At 69.1% G+C, this 19,711-nt stretch carries 22 protein-coding genes; 13 read left to right on the top strand and 9 right to left on the bottom strand.

The annotated features are described in order from the left end of the window. Positions 1 to 49: 49 nt before the first annotated feature. Together LPA44_RS09235 and LPA44_RS09230 are read left to right on the top strand one after the other, a co-directional pair. The gene (locus LPA44_RS09235) at positions 50 to 322 is read left to right on the top strand and encodes a ubiquitin-like small modifier protein 1 (protein ID WP_230889295.1); all 273 of its coding nucleotides are present in this window, start codon (positions 50 to 52) and stop codon (positions 320 to 322) included. Continuing rightward, positions 322 to 1,077: a glycerophosphodiester phosphodiesterase gene (locus LPA44_RS09230; protein ID WP_230889294.1), complete on the top strand. Its 756-nt coding sequence runs from the start codon at positions 322 to 324 to the stop codon at positions 1,075 to 1,077. The genes LPA44_RS09235 and LPA44_RS09230 overlap by 1 nt, the downstream gene beginning before the upstream one ends. Here the strand turns inward: LPA44_RS09230 and LPA44_RS09225 are convergent, their stop codons facing one another. Genes LPA44_RS09225 through LPA44_RS09210 form a run of 4 tightly spaced genes read right to left on the bottom strand, consistent with a single transcriptional unit; the run spans position 1,078 to position 5,657 of the window. Beyond that, the gene (locus LPA44_RS09225; RefSeq protein ID WP_230889293.1) at positions 1,078 to 2,721 is read right to left on the bottom strand and encodes a potassium channel family protein; all 1,644 of its coding nucleotides are present in this window, start codon (positions 2,719 to 2,721) and stop codon (positions 1,078 to 1,080) included. It lies immediately after the preceding gene. Between the two features lie 46 nt (positions 2,722 to 2,767). Further along, entirely contained in the window at positions 2,768 to 3,691 is a 924-nt protein-coding gene (locus LPA44_RS09220) for a GNAT family N-acetyltransferase (RefSeq protein WP_230889292.1), read from the bottom strand. Continuing rightward, on the bottom strand, positions 3,688 to 4,959 hold the full coding sequence (gatD, locus tag LPA44_RS09215) for a Glu-tRNA(Gln) amidotransferase subunit GatD (protein ID WP_230889291.1): 1,272 nt from the start codon (positions 4,957 to 4,959) through the stop codon (positions 3,688 to 3,690). The genes LPA44_RS09220 and gatD overlap by 4 nt, the downstream gene beginning before the upstream one ends. A gap of 47 nt (positions 4,960 to 5,006) precedes the next feature. Then, complete coding sequence (locus LPA44_RS09210) at positions 5,007 to 5,657, bottom strand: ArsR/SmtB family transcription factor (RefSeq protein WP_230889290.1); 651 nt, start codon at positions 5,655 to 5,657, stop codon at positions 5,007 to 5,009. A 116-nt stretch (positions 5,658 to 5,773) separates the two neighbouring features. Here LPA44_RS09210 and LPA44_RS09205 point away from each other — a divergent pair, with 116 nt between their 5' ends. Then, positions 5,774 to 6,112: a DUF5802 family protein gene (locus LPA44_RS09205; protein WP_230889289.1), complete on the top strand. Its 339-nt coding sequence runs from the start codon at positions 5,774 to 5,776 to the stop codon at positions 6,110 to 6,112. A 380-nt stretch (positions 6,113 to 6,492) separates the two neighbouring features. On the opposite strand, the gene LPA44_RS09200 is transcribed toward LPA44_RS09205, so the two are convergent. Continuing rightward, complete coding sequence (locus LPA44_RS09200; protein WP_230889288.1) at positions 6,493 to 6,669, bottom strand: hypothetical protein; 177 nt, start codon at positions 6,667 to 6,669, stop codon at positions 6,493 to 6,495. 81 nt (positions 6,670 to 6,750) lie between these two features. Here LPA44_RS09200 and LPA44_RS09195 point away from each other — a divergent pair, with 81 nt between their 5' ends. The 6 genes from LPA44_RS09195 to thrS all read left to right on the top strand — a co-directional run bounded on the left by LPA44_RS09195 (position 6,751) and on the right by thrS (position 14,178). Continuing rightward, entirely contained in the window at positions 6,751 to 7,818 is a 1,068-nt protein-coding gene (locus tag LPA44_RS09195) for an NAD(P)/FAD-dependent oxidoreductase (protein WP_230889287.1), read from the top strand. A 131-nt stretch (positions 7,819 to 7,949) separates the two neighbouring features. After that, positions 7,950 to 8,342, top strand: a complete 393-nt coding sequence (locus LPA44_RS09190; RefSeq protein WP_230889286.1) for a hypothetical protein — start codon at positions 7,950 to 7,952, stop codon at positions 8,340 to 8,342. A 319-nt stretch (positions 8,343 to 8,661) separates the two neighbouring features. Next, positions 8,662 to 9,564 carry a Vms1/Ankzf1 family peptidyl-tRNA hydrolase gene (locus tag LPA44_RS09185; protein WP_230889285.1) on the top strand — a complete coding sequence of 301 codons (903 nt, stop codon included), beginning with the start codon at positions 8,662 to 8,664 and terminating at the stop codon, positions 9,562 to 9,564. Positions 9,565 to 9,639: 75 nt separating this feature from the next. Further along, positions 9,640 to 10,653, top strand: coding sequence for a DUF1611 domain-containing protein (locus LPA44_RS09180; protein WP_230889284.1), 1,014 nt, complete (start codon positions 9,640 to 9,642; stop codon positions 10,651 to 10,653). Then, the gene (locus tag LPA44_RS09175) at positions 10,650 to 11,684 is read left to right on the top strand and encodes a dipeptide epimerase (RefSeq protein ID WP_230889283.1); all 1,035 of its coding nucleotides are present in this window, start codon (positions 10,650 to 10,652) and stop codon (positions 11,682 to 11,684) included. Before LPA44_RS09180 ends, LPA44_RS09175 begins: the two co-directional genes overlap by 4 nt. A gap of 568 nt (positions 11,685 to 12,252) precedes the next feature. Beyond that, positions 12,253 to 14,178 carry a threonine--tRNA ligase gene (thrS, locus tag LPA44_RS09170; protein WP_230889282.1) on the top strand — a complete coding sequence of 642 codons (1,926 nt, stop codon included), beginning with the start codon at positions 12,253 to 12,255 and terminating at the stop codon, positions 14,176 to 14,178. Positions 14,179 to 14,199: 21 nt separating this feature from the next. On the opposite strand, the gene LPA44_RS09165 is transcribed toward thrS, so the two are convergent. After that, complete coding sequence (locus tag LPA44_RS09165; RefSeq protein WP_230889281.1) at positions 14,200 to 15,006, bottom strand: chloride channel protein; 807 nt, start codon at positions 15,004 to 15,006, stop codon at positions 14,200 to 14,202. Positions 15,007 to 15,018: 12 nt separating this feature from the next. Between LPA44_RS09165 and LPA44_RS09160 the strand changes: the two genes are divergently transcribed. Further along, a complete protein-coding gene (locus tag LPA44_RS09160; RefSeq protein ID WP_230889280.1) occupies positions 15,019 to 15,231 on the top strand; it encodes a hypothetical protein in 213 nt (70 codons plus the stop codon). Then, positions 15,192 to 15,464, top strand: a complete 273-nt coding sequence (locus tag LPA44_RS09155) for a hypothetical protein (RefSeq protein ID WP_230889279.1) — start codon at positions 15,192 to 15,194, stop codon at positions 15,462 to 15,464. The genes LPA44_RS09160 and LPA44_RS09155 overlap by 40 nt, the downstream gene beginning before the upstream one ends. Positions 15,465 to 15,480: 16 nt before the next feature. Here the strand turns inward: LPA44_RS09155 and LPA44_RS09150 are convergent, their stop codons facing one another. The 3 genes from LPA44_RS09150 to LPA44_RS09140 form a co-directional block, all read right to left on the bottom strand. Then, positions 15,481 to 15,912, bottom strand: coding sequence for a universal stress protein (locus LPA44_RS09150; RefSeq protein WP_230889278.1), 432 nt, complete (start codon positions 15,910 to 15,912; stop codon positions 15,481 to 15,483). Between the two features lie 47 nt (positions 15,913 to 15,959). After that, positions 15,960 to 16,985 (bottom strand): hypothetical protein, encoded by a 1,026-nt coding sequence (locus LPA44_RS09145; protein WP_230889277.1) that lies wholly within the window; start codon positions 16,983 to 16,985, stop codon positions 15,960 to 15,962. 61 nt (positions 16,986 to 17,046) lie between these two features. Continuing rightward, complete coding sequence (locus LPA44_RS09140) at positions 17,047 to 17,832, bottom strand: PspA/IM30 family protein (protein WP_230889276.1); 786 nt, start codon at positions 17,830 to 17,832, stop codon at positions 17,047 to 17,049. Between the two features lie 206 nt (positions 17,833 to 18,038). Here LPA44_RS09140 and LPA44_RS09135 point away from each other — a divergent pair, with 206 nt between their 5' ends. Then, entirely contained in the window at positions 18,039 to 18,644 is a 606-nt protein-coding gene (locus LPA44_RS09135; protein WP_230889275.1) for an alpha/beta hydrolase, read from the top strand. A 44-nt stretch (positions 18,645 to 18,688) separates the two neighbouring features. Continuing rightward, entirely contained in the window at positions 18,689 to 19,645 is a 957-nt protein-coding gene (locus LPA44_RS09130) for a hypothetical protein (protein WP_230889274.1), read from the top strand. Positions 19,646 to 19,711: the final 66 nt, after the last annotated feature.

Genomic DNA, 19,711 nt, shown 5'->3' with positions numbered 1-19,711 from the left:
CGCTGCCGACCCCGTAGCACCTATGCGTCGCCGTCGCCGAGGGTCGTACATGGAGTGGAAGCTGTTCGCGGACCTCGCGGAGGTCGGCGGCGACCGCCGAATCACCGTCGACGAGTCGGCCCAGACGGTTGGCGACGCCCTCGACGCCCTGCTCGCCGACCGCCCCGCGCTCCGAGATCGCGTGCTGACCGACGACGGCGACGTCCACGAGCACATCAACGTCCTGCGCAACGGCGAGAACGTCGCCCACGCGGACGGCCTCGACACGGAACTCGACCCGGACGACGAGCTCGCGCTGTTCCCGCCGGTGAGCGGCGGCTGATGTTTACCATCGCCCACCGCGGGTTCGCTGGCGTCGCGCCCGAGAACACCGCAGCGGCGGTCCGCGCGGCCCGCGAGCGCGCGAACGGCATCGAAGTGGACGTCCAGCCCGCAGCCGACGGCACGCCGGTCGTCTTCCACGACCAGCGCCTCGACGGCGACGGCGACTCGCGCGGCGTCACGGACGCCGAGGGCTTCGTCTGGGACGCGGACCCGAGCACGCTCGCGGACGTGGACGTACTCGGGAGTGGCGAGGGTGTGCCGACGTTAGCCGACGTCGCGGACCTCGTGCCTGCCGACGTGGAGTTCCACGTCGAACTGAAGAACCCGGGCCACGAGGACGCCCGCCTCGGCCTTTCGGGACCGGACGCAGCCGTCTGGCGGCCGTTCGTCGAGTCCGTCGCGGACGCGCTCGCGGACTGCGACGCGCCGGTCGTGCTCTCTTCCTTCTTCGACGGCGCGCTCGAAGCCGCCACCGAAGTGCTGCCGGACACGCCACGCGCGGCGCTGTGTCTCGACACCGACCGCGGGCTCACGCGCGCCAGCGAGTTCGACTGTCGCGCGCTCCACGCGCCCGTCGACGGCCTCAGCGACGACCTCGTCGACCACGCGCACCGCGACGGCCGCACGGTCAACGCGTGGACCGTCACGGACTGGCAGGACGCCGTCGCGTGTAGCGACGCCGGCGTGGACGGCGTCATTACCGACTATCCGGGCGTCGCCGACTACGCGGGCGACCCGGCGCGGCTCGCATAATTAGTCCACGGACTGCTCGAAACCGCGGATGGCGCGGTCGCTGCCCGCGACGAACACCTCGTCGCCGGCATCGATTGCAGCGGCCTGATTCGTGTTCACCTCTCCGTCGTGGACCACGCCGACGACCGTCCACCCCTTCTCCGGGTCGCTCGCCGTCGCGACCGTCTGTCCGACGAACGGCGTCGCGTCCGCGCGGACGAGCCGAATCTGCCCCACCGGGTCCATCACGCGCTCGCCGTGCACCTCCGCGGCGACGAGGCGCGCACTCACGCGCTGGACGGAGAGCACGTAGTCGGCGCCCGCACGGAACGCCGCCGACGCCTTCTCCGTGTCCGTCACGCGCACGAGAATCTCCACGTCGCTGGACAGCGAGCGCGCCATCGCGACGGTCAACAGCGCGGTCGCGTCGTCGTTCACCGTGACGACCAACGCGGTCGCGTCCACGACGTTCGCGGCTTCCAGCGTCTCCGGCTCGGTGGCGTCGCCGACCACGTCCGGATTTGCCTCCGGGGACTCGTCGACGGTCGTCACCTCGACGTCGTCGGGTAGCGACTCGACGGCCGCGGCACCGCCCTCGCCGAGTCCGGCAACGACGACCCGCGAGTGGTCGCGCAGCCGCGAGCGCTGGACGCCCGCGATTTCGCCGGCGACCTCGTCGATGAGGGCCGCCGGCCCCGCGACGACGAGCACGGTGTTCGGCGTGAGGCGCTCCTCGGGCGACGGCGGGATTCGCAACTCGCCGTCGAACCAGCCCGCGACGAGCGTCAACTCGGGGTGGCTGGCGAGCGGCGACTCCCGGACGCGGACGCCGTGCAGCGGGCTGTCCCGGCGCACCAGAAGCTCCCGGATGGCGACCTCGTCGGTCGCCACCTCGCCGACCGAGACCGGCGTCGTCGCCTTCTCCGCGAGCCGCTGGCCGATGAGCGCGTGCGGCGCGACGCTGCGGTCGACGCCGACCTCCGCGAGCGCGGCCTTCCGCCGCGTCGACGCCGTGAAACTCACGACCCGGAGGTCTTCGTTGTGCTCCAGCGCGGTCAACACGACGCTCGCCGTTCGGTCGTCGGTGTCCGTGATGAGCACGTCCGCCTTCCCGATGCTCGCGCGTTTGAGGTCCTCGCTGTCCTCCGGGTCGCCGTCGATGGCCTGGTAGCCGTCGTCGGAGAGCCGCATGGCTTCCTCGCGGTCGGACTCCACGAGCACGTAGTCGACGTCCATCGCTTCGAGTTCGTCCAGCAGCACCTCGCTGTCGCGGCGGTACTCCGCAACGACGACGTGGCCGTCCTTGGCCGTGAGTTGGTCGTCGAGGTTCACGGGCGTGCGCTCAAACAGCGGGATGACGAGCACGCGCAGCGTCACGAACCCGACGGCGACGCCCGAGACCTGCATCCCCGCCACGAAGAGGTTCATCAGCGGCGTCTCCCACGGCGAGTCCGCGCCGAACCCGGTCGTCGTCATCACTTCGATGACCGTGTTGAACGCCTGGTACGGCGACCGCGGGCGCGCCTCCAGAACGGCCATCCCCCAGTAGTAGAGGCCCGTGAACACGAGCACGACCGAGACGAGGCCGCCGGCGTACGCGAGAATCAGTCGCTGGCGGTACGTCAAATCCGAGGGGTCCAAGGAGATGCCGCGGAGTTCGCGCATTCGAGTGCCCGAGGCTACCGCACCCGGCGACAAAACGTTTCGCTGCTCACGCCCGGTAGTCGGCAGTGAGGTCGGCCGCCATCACGAAGTCCGGCTCCTCGCCGATTTCGGTGCGTGTGACCGCGACGTCGCTGACTGCCGCCGCGGTCTCGGGAATGAGCACGCGCGTGCGGTCCGCATCGACACTCGCGGCGTCCGCGGCAATCGCGTCGAGCAGTGAGTTACAGGCAAATTGGTCGGCCCACGCCGCGACGCCGTACTCCGCGTACGTCTGTGCTTCTCCGTCCTCCTCGCGTTCGTAGGTGCGCGAGCGGAACGCGAACCCCTGTGTGCCCGCGTCGTCCTGCACGACCTGGAGGGCGACGCGGTCGGCGGCCGTGGCGAGGCGGTCGCGCGTGAGCTCCGAGAGCGCCCACGACTCCCCGGTATGGAGCGTGAGCCCCCGCAGGTGGTCGCGGGCGGCGCTGTCCTGCCAGAACTGCCACGCGGCGTGCGCGTCGCTCGTGAGTTCGTGCTCCGGGGTGGCGTCGGCGTCCGGCTCCGGGTGGACCCAGCGGAACTCCGTCGCGGGCTCGAAGCCGGTCGCGCGGGAGTGCCCGATCCCCATCACGTTCCACGAGAACACCATGTTGCGCGCGACCGTCGCGCCCTGCTCGCGCGCCCAGTCGAAGCCCGCGTGGACGAGCGTCGAGCCGACGCCCTGCCCGCGGTACTCGGGGTTCGTGCGCATCCCCTGCGCCCACGCCTCGTGCTCGGAGAGCAGGACGAACTGCGCGATTGCGGCGATGTCGTCGCCGGTGTCCGCGACGAGCGTGCGCTGGCGCGGGCCGTCGCTCTCCACCCAGTCCTCGAAGACCTGCGGGATGTAGTCGCCATCCTCGCGGCGGTCGGCCCACGTGTCGCTGGCGAACGCCACCACGTCGTCGTAGTCCGCCAATTCCGCCGGCCGAATCTCGACGTCCCCGGTCATTCCCACGGAACCGAGCGGTCCGTGATTTCGCCCGCGAGCGGCGTCCGCATCGTCTCCGCGACGCTCTCCGTGTTCGCCAGCGCCCACATCAGTTTCACCTTCGCGGTGCCGGGGAGCATGTCCTCGCCCTCGACGACGCCGGCGTTGAGGAGGTCCCGGCCCGTGTCGTAGACGCGGTCGCAGACCCGACCGTCGAGACACTGGCTGGTCATCACGACTGTCGTACCGTCATCCACGAGGTCCTCGATGCGGTCGATGAAGTCCGTGTGCACGTGGCCCAGCCCCGTCCCCTCGATAATCACACCGGACTTGCCCTCGCAGAGGTCGAAGAACGCGTCGTCCATCCCGGGCGTGAATTTTACGAGTTCGACGTCCGAGTCGAGGTCCGGGCTGCTGTCGAGGTCGGTCTCGCCGCGCTCGGCGTACGCCTTCGTGAATTGGACGCCGCGGGATTCGGCGGCTGCTTCCTCGCTGGCTTCGTCGTAGTCGACGTAGCCCAGTGGCTCCGCGCCGACCGTCTCGAAGGCGTCTCGGCGGCTCGTGTGGTTCTTCCGGACGCGCGTGCCGCGATGGAGCGCGCACCGGTCGTCGCTCTCCGAGGCGTGCATGCAGACCATCACCTCGGCGGCGTCGGCCTTCGCGGCCTCCACCGAGCAGACCGCGTTCATCACGTTGTCCGAGGAGGGACGGTCCGCGGAGCGCTGGCTGCCCGTGAAGACGATGGGGACGGGCGTGTCGAGGATGAAGGATAGCGCGCTCGCGGAGTACTGCATCGTGTCCGTGCCGTGCATCACGACGACGCCGTCGGCGCCGTTCTCGATTTCCTCGCGGACGGCGTCGGCGAGCTCCTGCCAGATGGGCGGCTCCATGTTCTCCGAGAGGATGTTCGCCACGACGCGGCCGCGGTAGTTCGCGCGACCCGCGAGGTCCGGCACCGCCCGCAGCACGTCCTCGGCGTCGAACTGCGCGGTGACGGCGCCCGTACGGTAGTCTACGGTGGAGGCGATGGTGCCACCAGTCGAGATGAGCGCGATGGTCGGCAGGTCGTCGTCGAATTCGACCTCGGAGGCGGCCCCCTCCTCGGATTCGCTCTCGACATCGTAGACGTCTCGCTCCAGTACTTCGACGTCGGCCGCGTCGCGCTCGACGCCGATGTTGTAGCCGGAGTCGAGTTTCACGACGAGGTGGTTGGGTTCGGCCGACGGCAACAGCACGCCCTCGTGGGTCGTGCCGTCGCGGTCGACGCGCACGCGGTCCCCTTGGTTCATGTTGAGCTGCTTCCGGGCGCGCCGACGAAAAGGTTGCTACTCGCGTGCTACTCGGCGATGTGCCACTCGCCGTCCGCGCGCTCGACGACGTCCTGCTCGCGCAGCGTCTCGAGGACGCCCTCCACGAGCGGCTCGGGGGCGTCGAGGGTGGCGGCGACCGCGCTCGCGGAGCGCTCGCCGGACGCCAGCGCTGCGAGCACGTCCGCGTAGAGGCGTTCGTTCCCGTCGCCGACGGCCTCGCCGAGTTGGTCTTGGACGTCAGCGAGCCGGCCCTGTACCCAGCGCTGGGCCAGCGACAGCTCGCGTTCGAGGTCCTTGAGTTCCTGGAGTTTCCCCGCGAGGTCCGCGACGTCGTCGTTGCGGTCCTGGCGGATTCGAATCGAGACGTGCTGGCACCGCGTCAGGTCGAGGTCCGCGCTCGCGGGATATGCGGACTTCGCCCCGAAGTCGAACGGCGACAGCCGTACCTCCAGACGGAGGTTCTCGGCGATGTGGAAGTACTTCCGGCGCTGGTCGTCGACCTCCGACTCCACGAGGCCGGCGTCCTCCAGCCGGCGGAGGTGGTCGATGACCGCCTTCGGGCTGACCCCGAGGTACTCCGAGATTTCCGTGACGTAACAGGGTTTGCGCGCGAGCAGTCGGAGGATGCGTCGCCGGTTCTCGTTGCCGAGTATGTCGAGCAGTGCCCCCGAGTCCATATTCACCCTGAGTTAGCGGTGAGCCCGGATAAGGGTGTCTGCTCTCGGTGGAATTGCGCGACGACTTCAGGGTTCGCCGGAGCGCTTATGTGCTCCCGTGGCAAACGTTAGCATACATGTTCGAGGCATTCTCCAGCGGCTACTACCTCGGACGGTTGTACGTCGAACCGACGCGCGGCAACCGCGCCGCCATCAACAGCCGTCACCACGAACGGGTCAACGAGCAGCTCTACGCCGACGACGAGGGCATCTCCCGGACAGACCTCCCGCTCGTGATGAAAATCGGCCCCGCGCACCTCTCGGTCCACGGCGAGGACGACGTCCCCGAGCGCACGCTCGCCGTCCCCGAGGACGTGCTCGAGAACGTCGATGTCGAGAACCCACCGTCGCTGGAGGAAGTACTGCTCGCGAAACGCGACCACGCCGCCCGCCTGTTCGACATGGGCGCGGTGTAGCCGACCCTACCCTACTTCGCTCGGTCTAGTGACCTCGCTTGTTGAGGGAGGGGCTTTGATGTGGGACTCGCCGTCAGTTGTCGCCGGGGAGGAAGGTTGTTCCTCGCCCGTACCGAACGACCTTCGGGGTCGGCGTCTCCACCATTCGGGGTCGGGCTACTGCGGCCCGTGATACCGGCGACGTGTGCGACGGTATCACTGTTTCTTGGTTGGGCAGATCCGCGAAAAAGCGTTTCGAGAGCGAGTCAGTCAGCGTCACCCGTCGTTGTTTGTTTCCTCCCGTGTCGGCTTGCTCTCCGGCCTACTCGCGTCGTCCTTCCGACTCAGTGTCGGAAGTATTCGTTCCTTGAGGCCGGAGAATCCGCCTTGAAACTGCTGAGTTACTCCTTGTTCTTCCACGCGAGTTCGGCCGTCGGGACGCGTGGCTCAACGAGTTCTCGCACCGAGACTGGGCCCGCCGACACCCGCGGCCCGGGCGCGACGACAGATTCGACGACCAGCCGCTCGGCTGGCGAGGCGTCGTCGACGTCGACCCAGTCGGTCAGTGCAATTGCCACGTGTTATCTTTCCTCACAAAGCGCAAAAGCGTTGAGGCCGACCGGGAACGCTTAACCCGCCTGCCACGCACCACCCGACCAGTGACGCTGGCGTCCGTCCCACGGTACGACCCCGACGCGATTCCCGCCGTCGGCGACCACGCGGTTGTCGTCGGCGCGAGTGTCGCCGGTATGGTCGCGGCGCGCGTGCTCGACGACGCGTTCGACCGCGTGACCGTCCTCGACCGCGACCCGCTCCCCGCCGACGTGAGCGCGCGCCGCGGCGTCCCACAGTCCCGTCAGCCCCACGTCCTCCTCGAAGCCGGGCGCGCGACCCTCGAAGACCTCTTCCCCGGCTACGGCGAGACGCTCGTCGAGGCCGGCGGGTTGATGCTCGACTGGACGACGGACCTCACGTACTACCAGCAGGGTGGCGTGCTCGCCACGGGCCCGCAGCCGAAGGTGCTGTACTCGGCGAGCCGCCCGCTGTTCGAGCACGCGATTCGGCAGCGACTCGCCGCCCGCGACGGCGTTACGCTCCGCGGTGAGACGCAGGTCGCGGACTATCTCGCGGACGACGCGAACGACGTGGCGGGCGTCGAAGTTCGGAAGGGCGACGACACGGCCGACCTCCCGGCGGACCTCGTCGTGGACGCGACGGGCCGCACGAGTTCGACGCCGTCGTGGCTCGACGCCCACGGCTACGACGCGCCGCCAGTCGACGAACTCACCGTGGACGTGGCGTACAGCACCGCCATCGTGGAGCGCCCGCCCGACGACCGCCGCGCGTACTTTGTGCCGCCGTCGCCCCAGCAACCCCGCGGGGGCGGCGTGTTTCCCGTGGAGGGTGACCGCTGGCTCGTCACGCTCCAGGGCGTCCACGGCGACGACCCACCCACGGACGTCGACGCGCTCCGCGAGTACGCACAGACGCTCCCCATCGACGACCTCGCCGAACTTCTCGCCAGCCAGCCGCTCGTCGAGGAGGTCGCACACTACCCGTTCCCGGCGACCCGCCGGCGGCGCTACGAAGCACTCGACGAGTTCCCGGACGGCCTCGTCGTGCTCGGCGACGCTGTCGCGAGTTTCAAAAGAAAACCAAGGCGGATTCCCCGCCCCACCGTGGGCGGGGAGGAAGCCGACACTCGCTGCATCATACCAGTCTTTTAGTGAATGGCATCCCCCTAGTCTGGTAGTGGTCGGCGGCCCACAGTTGTCGCCGGCCACGGGCCGCAGTCAACCGGCCCTGAAGTCAGGGATGCCGACCCGTGAACGCCCGAAAACCCTTCGGGTATGACGCGGTGAGTCCACTGACAAGCCACGGGCCACCGTGCCCGTGGCAGTTGACCCCCGTCTACGGGCAGGGAATGTCCGTCGCGTGCCTCGAAGCCGTCCTGCTCGGCCACGCGCTCGCCGACCGCACCGACGACCTCCCGCAGCGATTCTTCGACAGCGCCAGCGACGTCGTCGACGTCGCGTGGCTGCTCGCCACGACTGCGGACCTCGCGTTCGACGAGACCGACGGCTCGCGCTCGCTCCCGACGCGCCTGTTCGACCGCTACGTCTCCCGCGTGGTCGACACCGCGCACGACGACGGCGAGGTGTCCTCGACGTACGGCCGCGTGCTCAGCATGGAGGTTCCGCCGACCGCGCTACTGCGACCCGGAGTAGCGGCTCGTGTGCTTCGCCCGTGAGACGACGCTAGCGTTAGCGGGCGAACTAACCGGTAGGCCTGGCGGTCGCCGGGAGAGCGAAGCTCTCCCGAGGCCTCGGAAATCTCCGATTTCCGGCGGATTGAAAGGGCGAGGCGCGCTCGCGCTTGCATGGTCGCTTCGTGACGTAAGCACCACAGGAACGAGCGTCGCGAGTGACGAGGAGCGCAGCGAGCGAACGACCGCGAGCTCGCCGAGGGCTTTCACGAGGCCGAGTCGTCTCCGCAGTTTCGTCTGCCCGTCCGAACACTCCGACCGTAGGTGGGAAACGCCTAAGCGGCCGGGCTGTCGCCATTCGTCCATGCTGGATAGACTCCTCGGGCGCGCGGCACTCAAGGAGCGCATCGAGGAACTGGAAGACGAAAAAGAGTCCCTAGCGGCGCAACTGGAGGCCGAGAGCGAGCGCCGCAGCGAGGCCGTCCGCGACAAGCAGGAAGCCGAGCAGCGCGTCAACGAGCTCGAAGACAGGATTATCGAGTTGGAGGACCGCGTCGAGCGGCTAGGCGGCGAGGACGGCGGCCCCGAATTCCGCGGGCGTCGGGACCTCCGCGGGGAGCGTCGCGAGCGCGTCGTCGCGCTCCTCGACAGCGTCGAGAGCACCGAGGAGGGCGTGCTCACGGCGTACGTGCCCAACGACCCGCCCGAGGACGTGCGGGAGGCGTTCGGTGACCGCGCGCCGCTCGTCGAGCGCGCCGCGCCCTGTCTCGTCGTCCGCGACCGCGAAGGCCTGCTTTCCGCGGCGCTCCGCCCGCCGAACCCGCCGGCGGCGTTCGAGACGTGGGACTCCACGGTGCAGGTCGAACGAGAGTGGCTCGCGCCGACCGGACGGTACGCGCTCGCCGTCGTGCGCGCGGACCTGTTCGCGCTCGGCGTCTTCGACGCTGACATGGGTGAGGGCCCGCAACCCGAGCGCGTCCACTTCGAGGGGTTCGAGAGCGACGTGAAGGGGAAACACTCGAAGGGCGGATTCTCGCAGGACCGCTTCGAGCGCCGCCGCGAGAGCCAGATTAGCGAACACCTCCAGAAGTGCCAGCACGCGCTGGAGGGCATCGAGGCCGAGCACGTGTTCGTCGTCGGCGAGGGCACGCTGCTGGACGAGTTCGACGCCGACGCCACCGCCGCCGTCGACGCCACCGGGAAGCCCGAAGCCGCGCTCGACGACGCCCACGACACGTTCTGGACGGTGCCGCTGTCGCTGTTGTGACCTGTCAGACCGGCTTCCGGTGCTCGGGTTGCCCGCGACTTCAGGCTTAAGGCGGCGGCGGGCCTCCGTCGTCGTATGAAAGTCGCACTCCTCGCGCACGAGAAGTTCCCCGGCCGCGCGAAGACCGCGGTGGGCGTCCTCCGGTACGCCGACTACGACGTCGTCGCGGTGCTCGACCGGGACAACGACGGCACCCGCGTCAACGACCACCTCGCGGACGTACAGGACGCGCCCGTTGTCGCGTCGATGAGCGACGTGCCCGACGACGTGGACGCGCTCGTAATCGGCATCTCACCCATCGGCGGCGCGTTCGACGAGTCGTGGCGGCCGGACGTCCGGAACGCGCTCGAACGCGGCTGCGACGTCTACTCGGGGCTGCACTACTTCCTCAGCGAGGACGAGGAGTTCGCCGACCTCGCCGCCGAACACGGCTGCGAACTCTGGGACGTGCGAAAGCCGCCAGCCGACTTGGGTGTCGCGGACGGCGTCGCGGACAACGTCGACGCGACGGTCGTCGCGACCGTGGGCACGGACTGCTCGGTCGGGAAGATGACCGCCACCCGCGAACTGTACGAGACCGCGCGCGAGCAGGATATGGACGCGGCGTTCGTCGCGACCGGGCAGACCGGCATCCTCATCGAGGGCGAGGGCATCCCCGTCGACCGCGTCGTCTCGGACTTCGCCGCGGGCGCGGTCGAGCGCATGGTTCTGGAGGCGGGCGCGGACCACGACTACGTCTTCGTGGAGGGCCAGGCGAGCATCGTCCACCCCGCGTACTCCGGCGTCACCGCGAGCATCGTTCACGGGTCGATGCCCGACCACCTCGTGCTCTGCCACGAGCACGGCCGCGACTCCGTCCACGGCTACGACCAGGCGCTCCCGCCCGTCGAGTCGTTCGTGGAGCGCTACGAGGCCTTCGTCGAACCGGTCACGGACGCGGACGTAGTTGGCGGGATGCTGAACACGCGCAGCGTCGAGACCGACACGGCCGCCTGCGGCGCCGTCGCGGACTTCTCCGATGCCATCGGCGCGCCCGCCGACGACCCCGTGCGGTTCGGGCCCGACTCGGTCATCGAGGTGATTCGATGAAGACCGAGTTCGAGCGCTACGAGTTCCCGCTCGAACACCCCTTCACTATCGCGCGCGGCACGCAGGACACCGCCGCGAACGTCGTCGTGCGCGTCGAGGACGACGAGGGCAACGTCGGCGTCGGCGGTGCCGCGCCCTCCGCGCACTACGGGGAGACGGCGGCGACCGTCGAAGCCGTCCTGCCGGAACTGCTGGCCGTCGTCGAGCGCGTCGACGACCCGCACGACCTCGCGCGCATCGAGACTGGCTTCCGAGAGGTCGTCGAGGACAACCCCGCGGCGCGCAGCGCGGTCAGCATCGCCTGCCACGACCTCGCCGCAAAGCGCGCGGGTTTGCCACTCTATCGCTACTGGGGGTTGGACGCCGCGAACACGCTCGACACCTCCTTCACCATCGGCATCGACGACGAGGAGACGATGCGCCGGAAGACCGCCGAGGCGGTCGAGGCGGGCTACGGCACGCTGAAGGTGAAACTCGGCACGAGCCGCGACGAAGCACTCCTCTCGGCGGTCCGCGAGACCGCGCCCGACGCCACCATCCGCGTCGACGCCAACGAAGCGTGGACACCCAAAGAAGCCATCCGAAACATCGAGTGGCTCGCCGACTACGACGTGGAGTTCGTCGAGCAGCCCGTGCCGGCCGAGAATCGCGAGGGCCTGAAGTACGTCTACGAGCGCTCGCCGCTCCCGATTGCCGCCGACGAGTCCTGCCTCGTCGCCAGCGACGTCCCCGACATCACGGACCGCTGCGACATCGCGAACCTCAAACTGATGAAGACGGGCGGGCTGCGCGAGGCGAAGCGCCTGATTCACACCGCCCGCGCGCACGGCCTCGAAGTCATGTGCGGGTGCATGATCGAGTCCAACGCCAGCATCGCGGCGGCCTGCCACCTCGCGCCCCTCCTGGACTACGCGGACCTCGACGGCTCGCTGCTGCTCGCCGAGGACGACTTCGACGGCGTCCCGATGCCCGCCGGCCACATCGACCTGCAGGCCGTCGACCGGGCCGGGACGGGCGCGCGCGAGGTCTGACACGTATCGAGCGGAAGGCCACCCCTGTCGGGGATGGGGGTGAGCGACAGCAGAGTGCGCTAGTCCACTCCCGTTCGTCCTGCTGCAATCCCAACGGTTTACATATCCAAGAGAGTACAATAGGGCAAGCAAGTCGGGGAAACTTGGAGTTGGATGGGTGTCTCCATCACCAAAAAGCAAGCCTGCCCCGCACTTGCCACCGCCTACGAAGAGAGTGAAACAGGGGTGAGGCCGATGGCCCGGCCTGCTGCCCACCCGAGAGAACACGACGGTGGACTTACGCATCGTTGCTGAGCCGATGCGGGGTACCGTGAGCGGATACCCCGAAAGGGCAAGCACACCAGACCCCCGTTCAGGGGCCGAAGCGGAACGCACAAACTAGAGTACCTCATGAGGGGGAATCTTGCCTCCGGGTGCAGCAATCACCGGGATTGCCCACCGCGAGAGGAATCCCACCGTTTGAGCCGTGGGAGGAGGTCAAGCGCGACTTGACGCTTCTGATGGTTCGGTATGCACTCGCACCGTCTCAACAGGCTTATGGGTGCCTCCGGGCGAACTAACGGACAGAATGAGCACCGTTACTGTGACGCTCCCGGACGGCGCGACGCTGGACGTCAAAGCCGGGGCGACGGTCGAGGACGTAGCGTACGAAATCGGGCCCGGCCTCGGCCGTGACACAGTCGCCGGGAAGCTGGACGGCGAACTCGTCGCGAAGGAGGAGCCGATTACGGAGGACCGCGAGATCGAAATCGTCACCGAGGGCTCCGACGACTACCTCGACGTCCTCCGGCACACCGCCGCGCACGTGCTCGCGCAGGCCGTCCTCCGCCACCACCCCGATGCGAAACTCACTATCGGGCCGTACACCGACGAGGGGTTCTACTACGACATCGCGGATGTCGAACTCGACGCCGACGACCTCGAGGAGATTCAGGAGGAGGCCGAGGACATCATCGAGGCCGACTACGACGTCGAGCGCGTCGAGTACGACCGCGAGGAGGCCTTCGAGAAGTACGAGGACAACCCGTTCAAGCGCGAGATTCTCGAGACCGAGGCGGCCGGCGAGGACCCCGTGAGCTTCTACCGGCAGGACGGCTTCGAGGACCTCTGCCAGGGCCCGCACGTCGACTCGACGGGCGAAATCGGCGGCTTCGAGGTCTTGGAGACGTCCGCGGCGTACTGGCGCGGCGACGAGGAGCGCGAGACGCTGACGCGGGTCTACGGCACGGCGTTCCCCACCGAGGACGGCCTTGAGGAGTACCTCCAGCGCCGTGAGGAGGCCAAGGAGCGCGACCACCGCAAACTCGGCTCCGAGATGGATCTCTTCTCGATTCCGGACGTCACCGGCCCCGGGCTTCCGCTCTATCACCCCAACGGGAAGACCGTGCTTCGCGAGCTCTCGGACTACGTCCACGGTCTGAACCGCGACATGGGCTACGACGAGGTCGAGACGCCGCACCTCTTCCGCACGGAACTGTGGAAGAAGTCCGGCCACTACGAGAACTACGTCGACGACATGTTCCTCATGGACGTCGACGACGAGGAGTACGGCCTGAAGCCGATGAACTGCCCGGGCCACGCCACCATCTTCGACCAGTCCTCGTGGAGCTACCGCGACCTCCCGGTCCGGTACTTCGAGGACGGGAAGGTGTACCGCCGCGAGCAGCGCGGCGAGCTCTCCGGACTCAGCCGAGTGTGGGCGTTCACCATTGATGACGGCCACGTGTTCGCGCGCGCCGACCAGATCGAGGAGGAGGTCCGCCGCATCATGGACCTCATCTTCGAGGTGCTGGACACGTTCGACCTCGACTACGAGGTCGCGCTCGCCACCCGCCCCGAGAAGTCCGTGGGGAGCGACGAGATCTGGGAGCAGTCCGAGAGCCAGCTCCGCGACGTGCTCGACCAGCAGAACGTCGACTACGACCTCGAACCCGGCGACGGCGCGTTCTACGGGCCGAAAGTCGACTTCGCGTTCGAGGACGCGCTCGGGCGCACGTGGGACGGCCCGACCGTCCAACTGGACTTCAACATGCCGGACCGCTTCGGCCTCGAGTACACGGGGTCGGACAACGAAGCCCACCAGCCGGTGATGATTCACCGCGCGCTCTACGGGAGCTACGAGCGGTTCTTCATGGTGCTCATCGAGCACTACAACGGCCGCTTCCCGACGTGGCTCGCGCCCGAGCAGGTCCGCATCCTCCCGGTGACCGACGACAACCTCGGGTACGCCCACCGCGTGAAGAACGAACTGGAGGGCTACCGCGTGGAAGTCGAGGACCGCGACTGGACGGTCGGCCGGAAAATCCAGCAGGCCCACGACGACAACGTCCCGTACATGCTCGTCCTCGGCGACGACGAGGAGGAAGCAGGGACGGTCTCGGTGCGGGACCGCCAGGAGCGCGAGCGCAACGACGTCGACCTCGACGCGTTCCTTGACCACCTTGACAGCGAGGTCGCGGAGAAGCACACGGAACCGGACTTCGTCGACGAGTAACCCGATACTCGTTTTTCGCGGTCAGTCGCCGACGTGGAAATTCGGCGGTTCGCGGCGTGGCGCCGCGGTCTGAAGGAAGCCGACGAGCGGACTCCCGACGAACCCGACCAGCGCTGCGAGGAAGACGGGCGTGATGCTCGCGCCGTCGGTCAGCGCGATGGCGATGAGCGCCGACGACAGCGGCGTTCCCGTGACGACGGCGTTGAACGCGGCCATGCCCGCGAGCATCGAGAGTATCGGCGGGAGCGCGGGGACGACCGTCGACGCCGCGAGCCCGAGCACCGCGCCCATGAACATGTGTGGGACGATGAGCCCGCCAATCCAGTTGCCGTTGATGGTGAACGCGGCCGCGACCATCGTCCCGAGCAGCGTCGCGACCAGCACTCCGAGCCCGAGGTTGGTGCCCACGAGCTGGTTCATCTTGCTGCCGCCGTAGAAGTACGTCAGGGGGAGCGCGTAGCCGAGCAGGCCGATGCCGAGGCCGGCGACGGTCGTCCGGACGTAGATGGCGGGCGACCACCGGTTGAACAGCCGCCCCACGGTGTCGAAGATGGTCGTGTAGAGCGCGCCGAACGGGATGGTGACGACGGCGACGGCGGCTGCGGCGACCAACTGGCCGCCCGAGATGGGCGCGACCGCGGAGACGTGCCACGTCGGGAACAGGTGGAAGCCGCCGAGCGCCGCCTCCGTGAGGTAGCCCGCGAAGCTCGCGACGAACGTCGGGATGATGGCCTCGTAGTACTCGAGCCCGCGCTCGTGAGGGAGTTCCAGCCACAGCAGCGCGCCGCCGATGGGCGCGCCGAGGATGGCGCCGAACCCCGCGCCCATGCCCGCGAGCGTGTGAGGAGTTTCTCGGCGTTCGGCATCCCGAAGGTCTCCGCTGCCTGCGTGCCGAAACTCCCGCCGACGACGCTCATCACGCCCTCCGGGCCAGCGTTCTGCCCCGCGACGAGCCCGATGAAGCCGACCGGGACTGTGGGGATGTTCTCCGCGAGCGGGACCCTGCCCTCGTCGTGGAATTGGCGGACGAGCGCGGCGAGCGCGCCCGGGTAGTAGGTCTTGTAGAGGATAGCGCCGATGAGGACGCCGGCCGCCACGCTGACCGGGATGCGCCAGTAGGTCGCCTCGAAGGTGTGCCAGAGTGCGTGCTTGGCGGCCAGCCACGCCACCCGGAACCCCGTGGCGACGAGGCCGACCGCGACGCCGAGCACGGCCGCGCACGCGAGCAGTTTCGAGAACCGACGCTGGTCCATTACACCGGCCCGATGCCCGGAGCGGGGACGTAGCTTACGATTCGGGGCGTCACGGCGTCCGGCGCGCGACGAGCACGGGGCGGTCGGCGTTCCGGACGACGCGCTCGGTGACGCTCCCGGAGAGCAGCCTGCTGACGCCCGTACGGCCGTGGGTCGCCATCACGACGAGGTCGACGGCCGCCTCGTCGGCGTAGTCGAGAATTTCGCGGTGTGGCGTCCCGCTCCGAATCTCGGTTTCGGCGTCGAGACCGCGGTCGTCGGCGGCCGCGGCGACGGTCTCGACGGCGCGCTCGGCGGCGGCGGCGACGCTCGACTCCCCGGGGTTGCTCGAACTGCCGACGATGCTCGCGCGCTCGGACTCGGGCACGACGTAGAGCGCGTGGACGACCGCGTCGAACTCCGCGGCGAGGTCGAGACCGTGCGTGACGCCCGCGGAGGCGGCGTCGCTGCCGTCCGTCGGCACGAGGACCGCGTCGTACATGCGTCGGGGTAGCACGGACGGCCACGTAAGTGTCGGGTGCGCTGGCGTCAGTCGACGTCCCCGCTGCGCTCGGTCTCCCGGAGCACGAACGGGCCGATGGAGAGCGTGCGCTTCGTGATAGTGACGATGCGGAGGATGTACGACAAAAGCAGCGCGAACGGCAGCACGGTGACGGTCACGGCCGCGCTCACGACGAGCAGCGCGTGGTTGAGGCCGAACGTGCTCCGGGGGTACGCCGCCGGGTCGAGGAACAGCAGCGACACGATGGCGACCCCGAGCGCGGGGACGGCGGCGTACAGCAGCGTCCGCGAGAGGTCCGACAGCTCCCACTGGAAGTACAGCGTCTTGAAGTGCTCGCGCGCCGGTCCGAACAGCGCTAGCGTGTCCAGGAGGTCGTCGAGGGCCGCGTCGGCGTCCTCGCCGAGCGCGTCGCCGTGTTCGGCGCGGAGGCGTTCGCCCGCGTACATCTTCCACGAGTAATTGTAGTTCAGCGCCGCCCAAACCACGTCGAACTCCCCGAATTGGGCGCCGTCGAGTTGATTCGCCACCACGCGCGCGTTCTCCGTGAGGTTGTCCACGTAGGCGTCGACGGCCGCGCCTGCTTCGCCGTCGGGCGCGGCGTCGGCGAGCGCGTTCGCCTGTTCGCGGGTCGCCTCCACGAGCCCGCGGAGGAACGCCGACGGCTCCGCGGGCGCGACGTCCATCCCGGCGGCGTCGGCGGCGTCCTCGCGGAACGACAGCGCGCCCTCCATGCGCTCGCGCTGGTCGCCCGCCGCGCCGAGTTCCTGGGAGAGCACGAGCTGGCTCAGCGTGAGCACGAGCGTCACGCCCGTAATCGTCGCCGCGACGAGCGCGTCGAACAGCGTCTCGTGGGGGTCGCCGTCGGTCAACAACTCGTATGCGGGCGTCGGCAACAGCGTTCCCACGGCAACCATCGAACAGAACAACACTGCGAGCACGCCGGCCGCGACCGCCTGCCGGTCGGCGTCCAACACGACCCAGACCCACCGGCTGCTGCGCGGGACGCGCTCGCGCAGCTGGTCGCTCGGCTTGCTATCGTCGCTGTCGGCCATACCCGGGCTTCGACGCACGCACGGAAAACAGTAGTCGCCACGACGCGCTCGCCGTAGCCGACTACGCCTGCTCTTCCTCCTCGCGGATGGTCTCCAGTTCCGCGTCCACGGCCTCGTCGCCACCCGCGCCACGCTCGACGGCGTCCTCCCCACGGACCTCCGCGCGCAGTTCGTTCAGTTCCGCTTCGACCTCGCGGTCCTCGCGTTCCTCGTCGAGTTCGCGGTCGATGCGGTCGCGGTCGTCGCCCAGCGGGCTGTCGAGGACGCCGCGCTCGTCGAGTTCGTCCATCGCGGCGGCCCGCGCCTCCATCTCCTCGGTCTGGTCTTTCGCGCGCTCGATGGCGCGCGTGACCTCCGTCGCCTCGTCGCCGACCCCAGTCACGGCCTCCGAGACGCGCGTCTGGGCCTGCGCGGCCTCGTGGCGCGCCTTCATCGTCTCCTTCTTCGTGCGGAACTCCTCGACGCGGGTCTCCAGTTCCACCTTCTGCTCCTCGAGGTCGCGCTGGGTCTCCTCGAGGTCCGCGATTTGGTCGTCGATTTCGGCGACCTGGTCGCGCTTCTGTCGTTTCTTCTCCAGCGCGCGCCGCGCGAGGTCGTCGCGGTCCTGGCGGACCGCCTCGCGGGCCTGCTCGTCGTGCTTCTCGGCGTTCCGCTGGAGGCGCTCGCGCTGGACTTCCAGGCGCTTCTTCTGGGCGGTGAGGTCCGCCAGCCCCTTCTCGACGTCCCGCAGTTCGTCGCGCAGGCGCTGGTAGGAGTAGTCCAGCGTCTCCGTCGGGTCTTCGGCGGAACTGACGACCGCGTTCAGTTTCGACCGGACCGCGTACGAGAGGCGTGACACGATACCCATACACACGACTTTGGGCTCTGGACGTAAAACGTTCATCGGCGTGGCCGAGCGCAGCGAGGCCACGTTAACGCGAACGCGGAGCGCAGCGATGCGTGAGCAGCGTGCTCGAACGCAGTGAGAGCACGGAACGAGCGAGCGGTGAACGGAGTGACCCGCGAGCCCCCACGACCGCAGCCTACACGACGCCAGCCCGCAAACTGCCGTGCATGCAACAGAAGACCGTGCTGGTGCCGGGCGCGCGGGACGTGGAAGCGACCCTCGACGCGCCCGAGGACGGCGAAGCGTCGGCGTGCGTCGTCATGTGTCCGCCCCACCCGCAGCACCGCGGGCACCGCGGCGACGACCGCCTCGTCGCCGTCGCGGAGTACCTCGTCGAGCGCGGCGTCGCGGCGCTGCGCTTCGACTACGGCGACTGGGACGAGGGGCTGGGGGAGCGCGAGGACGCGCGGAACGCCGTCCGGTGGGCGAGCGAGCGCTACGAGCACGTGGGGCTGTTCGGGTTCAGTTTCGGCGGGTCGATTGCCGCGCTCGCCGCCGCGAGCGTCGACGTCGAGTTGTGCGCGGTGTCGCTGCTCGCGCCGACCGCCGAACTCGAAGCCGGCTTGGACGCCGCGGACGCGCTCGCTGACGTGACGGCGCCGCTGCAAGTCGTCTACGCGACCCGCGACACGACCGCGGACTGGGAGCCGGTCGTCGAAGCAGCGCGCGAGTGCGACTGCGAGGTCGTGGAACTGGACGCCGACCACTTCTTCGTCGGGCGCACGCACCACGTCGCGGAGGCGGTCGGGCCGTTCCTCGCGGACGCCTGCTAGGTATCGCCACAACCGCTATCAGGCGACGCGTCCACGCTGCGCGTATGACGAGTCGCTGGACGTCGTTCACGCGGTGGGTGTTGTTGACCGGCGACCGCCGCGCCGTCGCCGCCGCGCTGCTGGCCGCGTTCGCGGTGCTGTTCGGGCCAGTCGGCCACCTCATCACGCTCGGTGGCGGCGGCCACGAGACGACGGTGCCGCTGGTGACGACGCTGCTGTCGGGGAACTTCGTGCTCGTCTCCATCGTCGTCTCCGTCAACTCCGTGTTCGTCTCCGGCGAGCAGAGCCCGCTCGGCCAGCAGTTCGGCCGCATCCGGGACACCGCGGAGTTCCGGCGGCAACTCGAGTCCGTCGTCGAAGCCGACCACGTGCCCGCCGACCCCGAGGGGTTCCTGCAGGTGCTCACCGGGGACATCGTCGAGCGCGGACAGCGCCTCGAAGACGACGTACCGCCCGCGGACATCGACGTGCGCGCGGACCTCGACGCCTACCTCGACCGGCTCGGCGCGGCGTCCGGCGACATGAACGCCCGGCTCCAGGACGTCGAGCGCCCGCTCGAAGCGGTGCTGGCGACGATGCACTTCGACTACGCCCGGCAGGTCGCGGACCTCCAGCGGCTCCGCGCCGAGCACGGCGACGACCTCCCCGAGACCGCCGCCACCACGCTCGAGGAGATGCTGGACCTGCTGGAGTACTTCGCGGTCGCCCGCGCGTACTTCAAGTCGCTGTACCTCCGCCGCGAATTCGCGGGCCTCTCCACGAACCTCGTCTACGTCGCCGTCCCCTCCATCGCGGCGGTGTCGTTCTTCCTGCTGCACTTCTCCCAACTGCCGAGCACGCACGCGCTCGTCGTCGCCGTCCACGTGGTCGCACTCGCGCCGTTCGCGCTGCTGTCGGCGTACGTCGTCCGCGTCGCCGCCATCTCGCGGCGCACCGAGTCCCCCGGCCACTTCGTGTTCGGAGACGGCGAACCCGGCGTCCCCGGCGTCTCCTCGCCGTAGGCCGGGACGTGCCAGCGGCTGGCGAACGACGCCCGTCCCGAAACCGTTTTTGCCGCGCCCGCCGCA

The sequence above is a fragment of the Halobacterium sp. KA-4 genome, from assembly GCF_021028995.1.
Taxonomy (GTDB): domain Archaea; phylum Halobacteriota; class Halobacteria; order Halobacteriales; family Halobacteriaceae; genus Halobacterium.
Note: the sequence above shows the minus strand (reverse complement) of the source record. Positions and strands in the feature narration are given on the sequence as shown.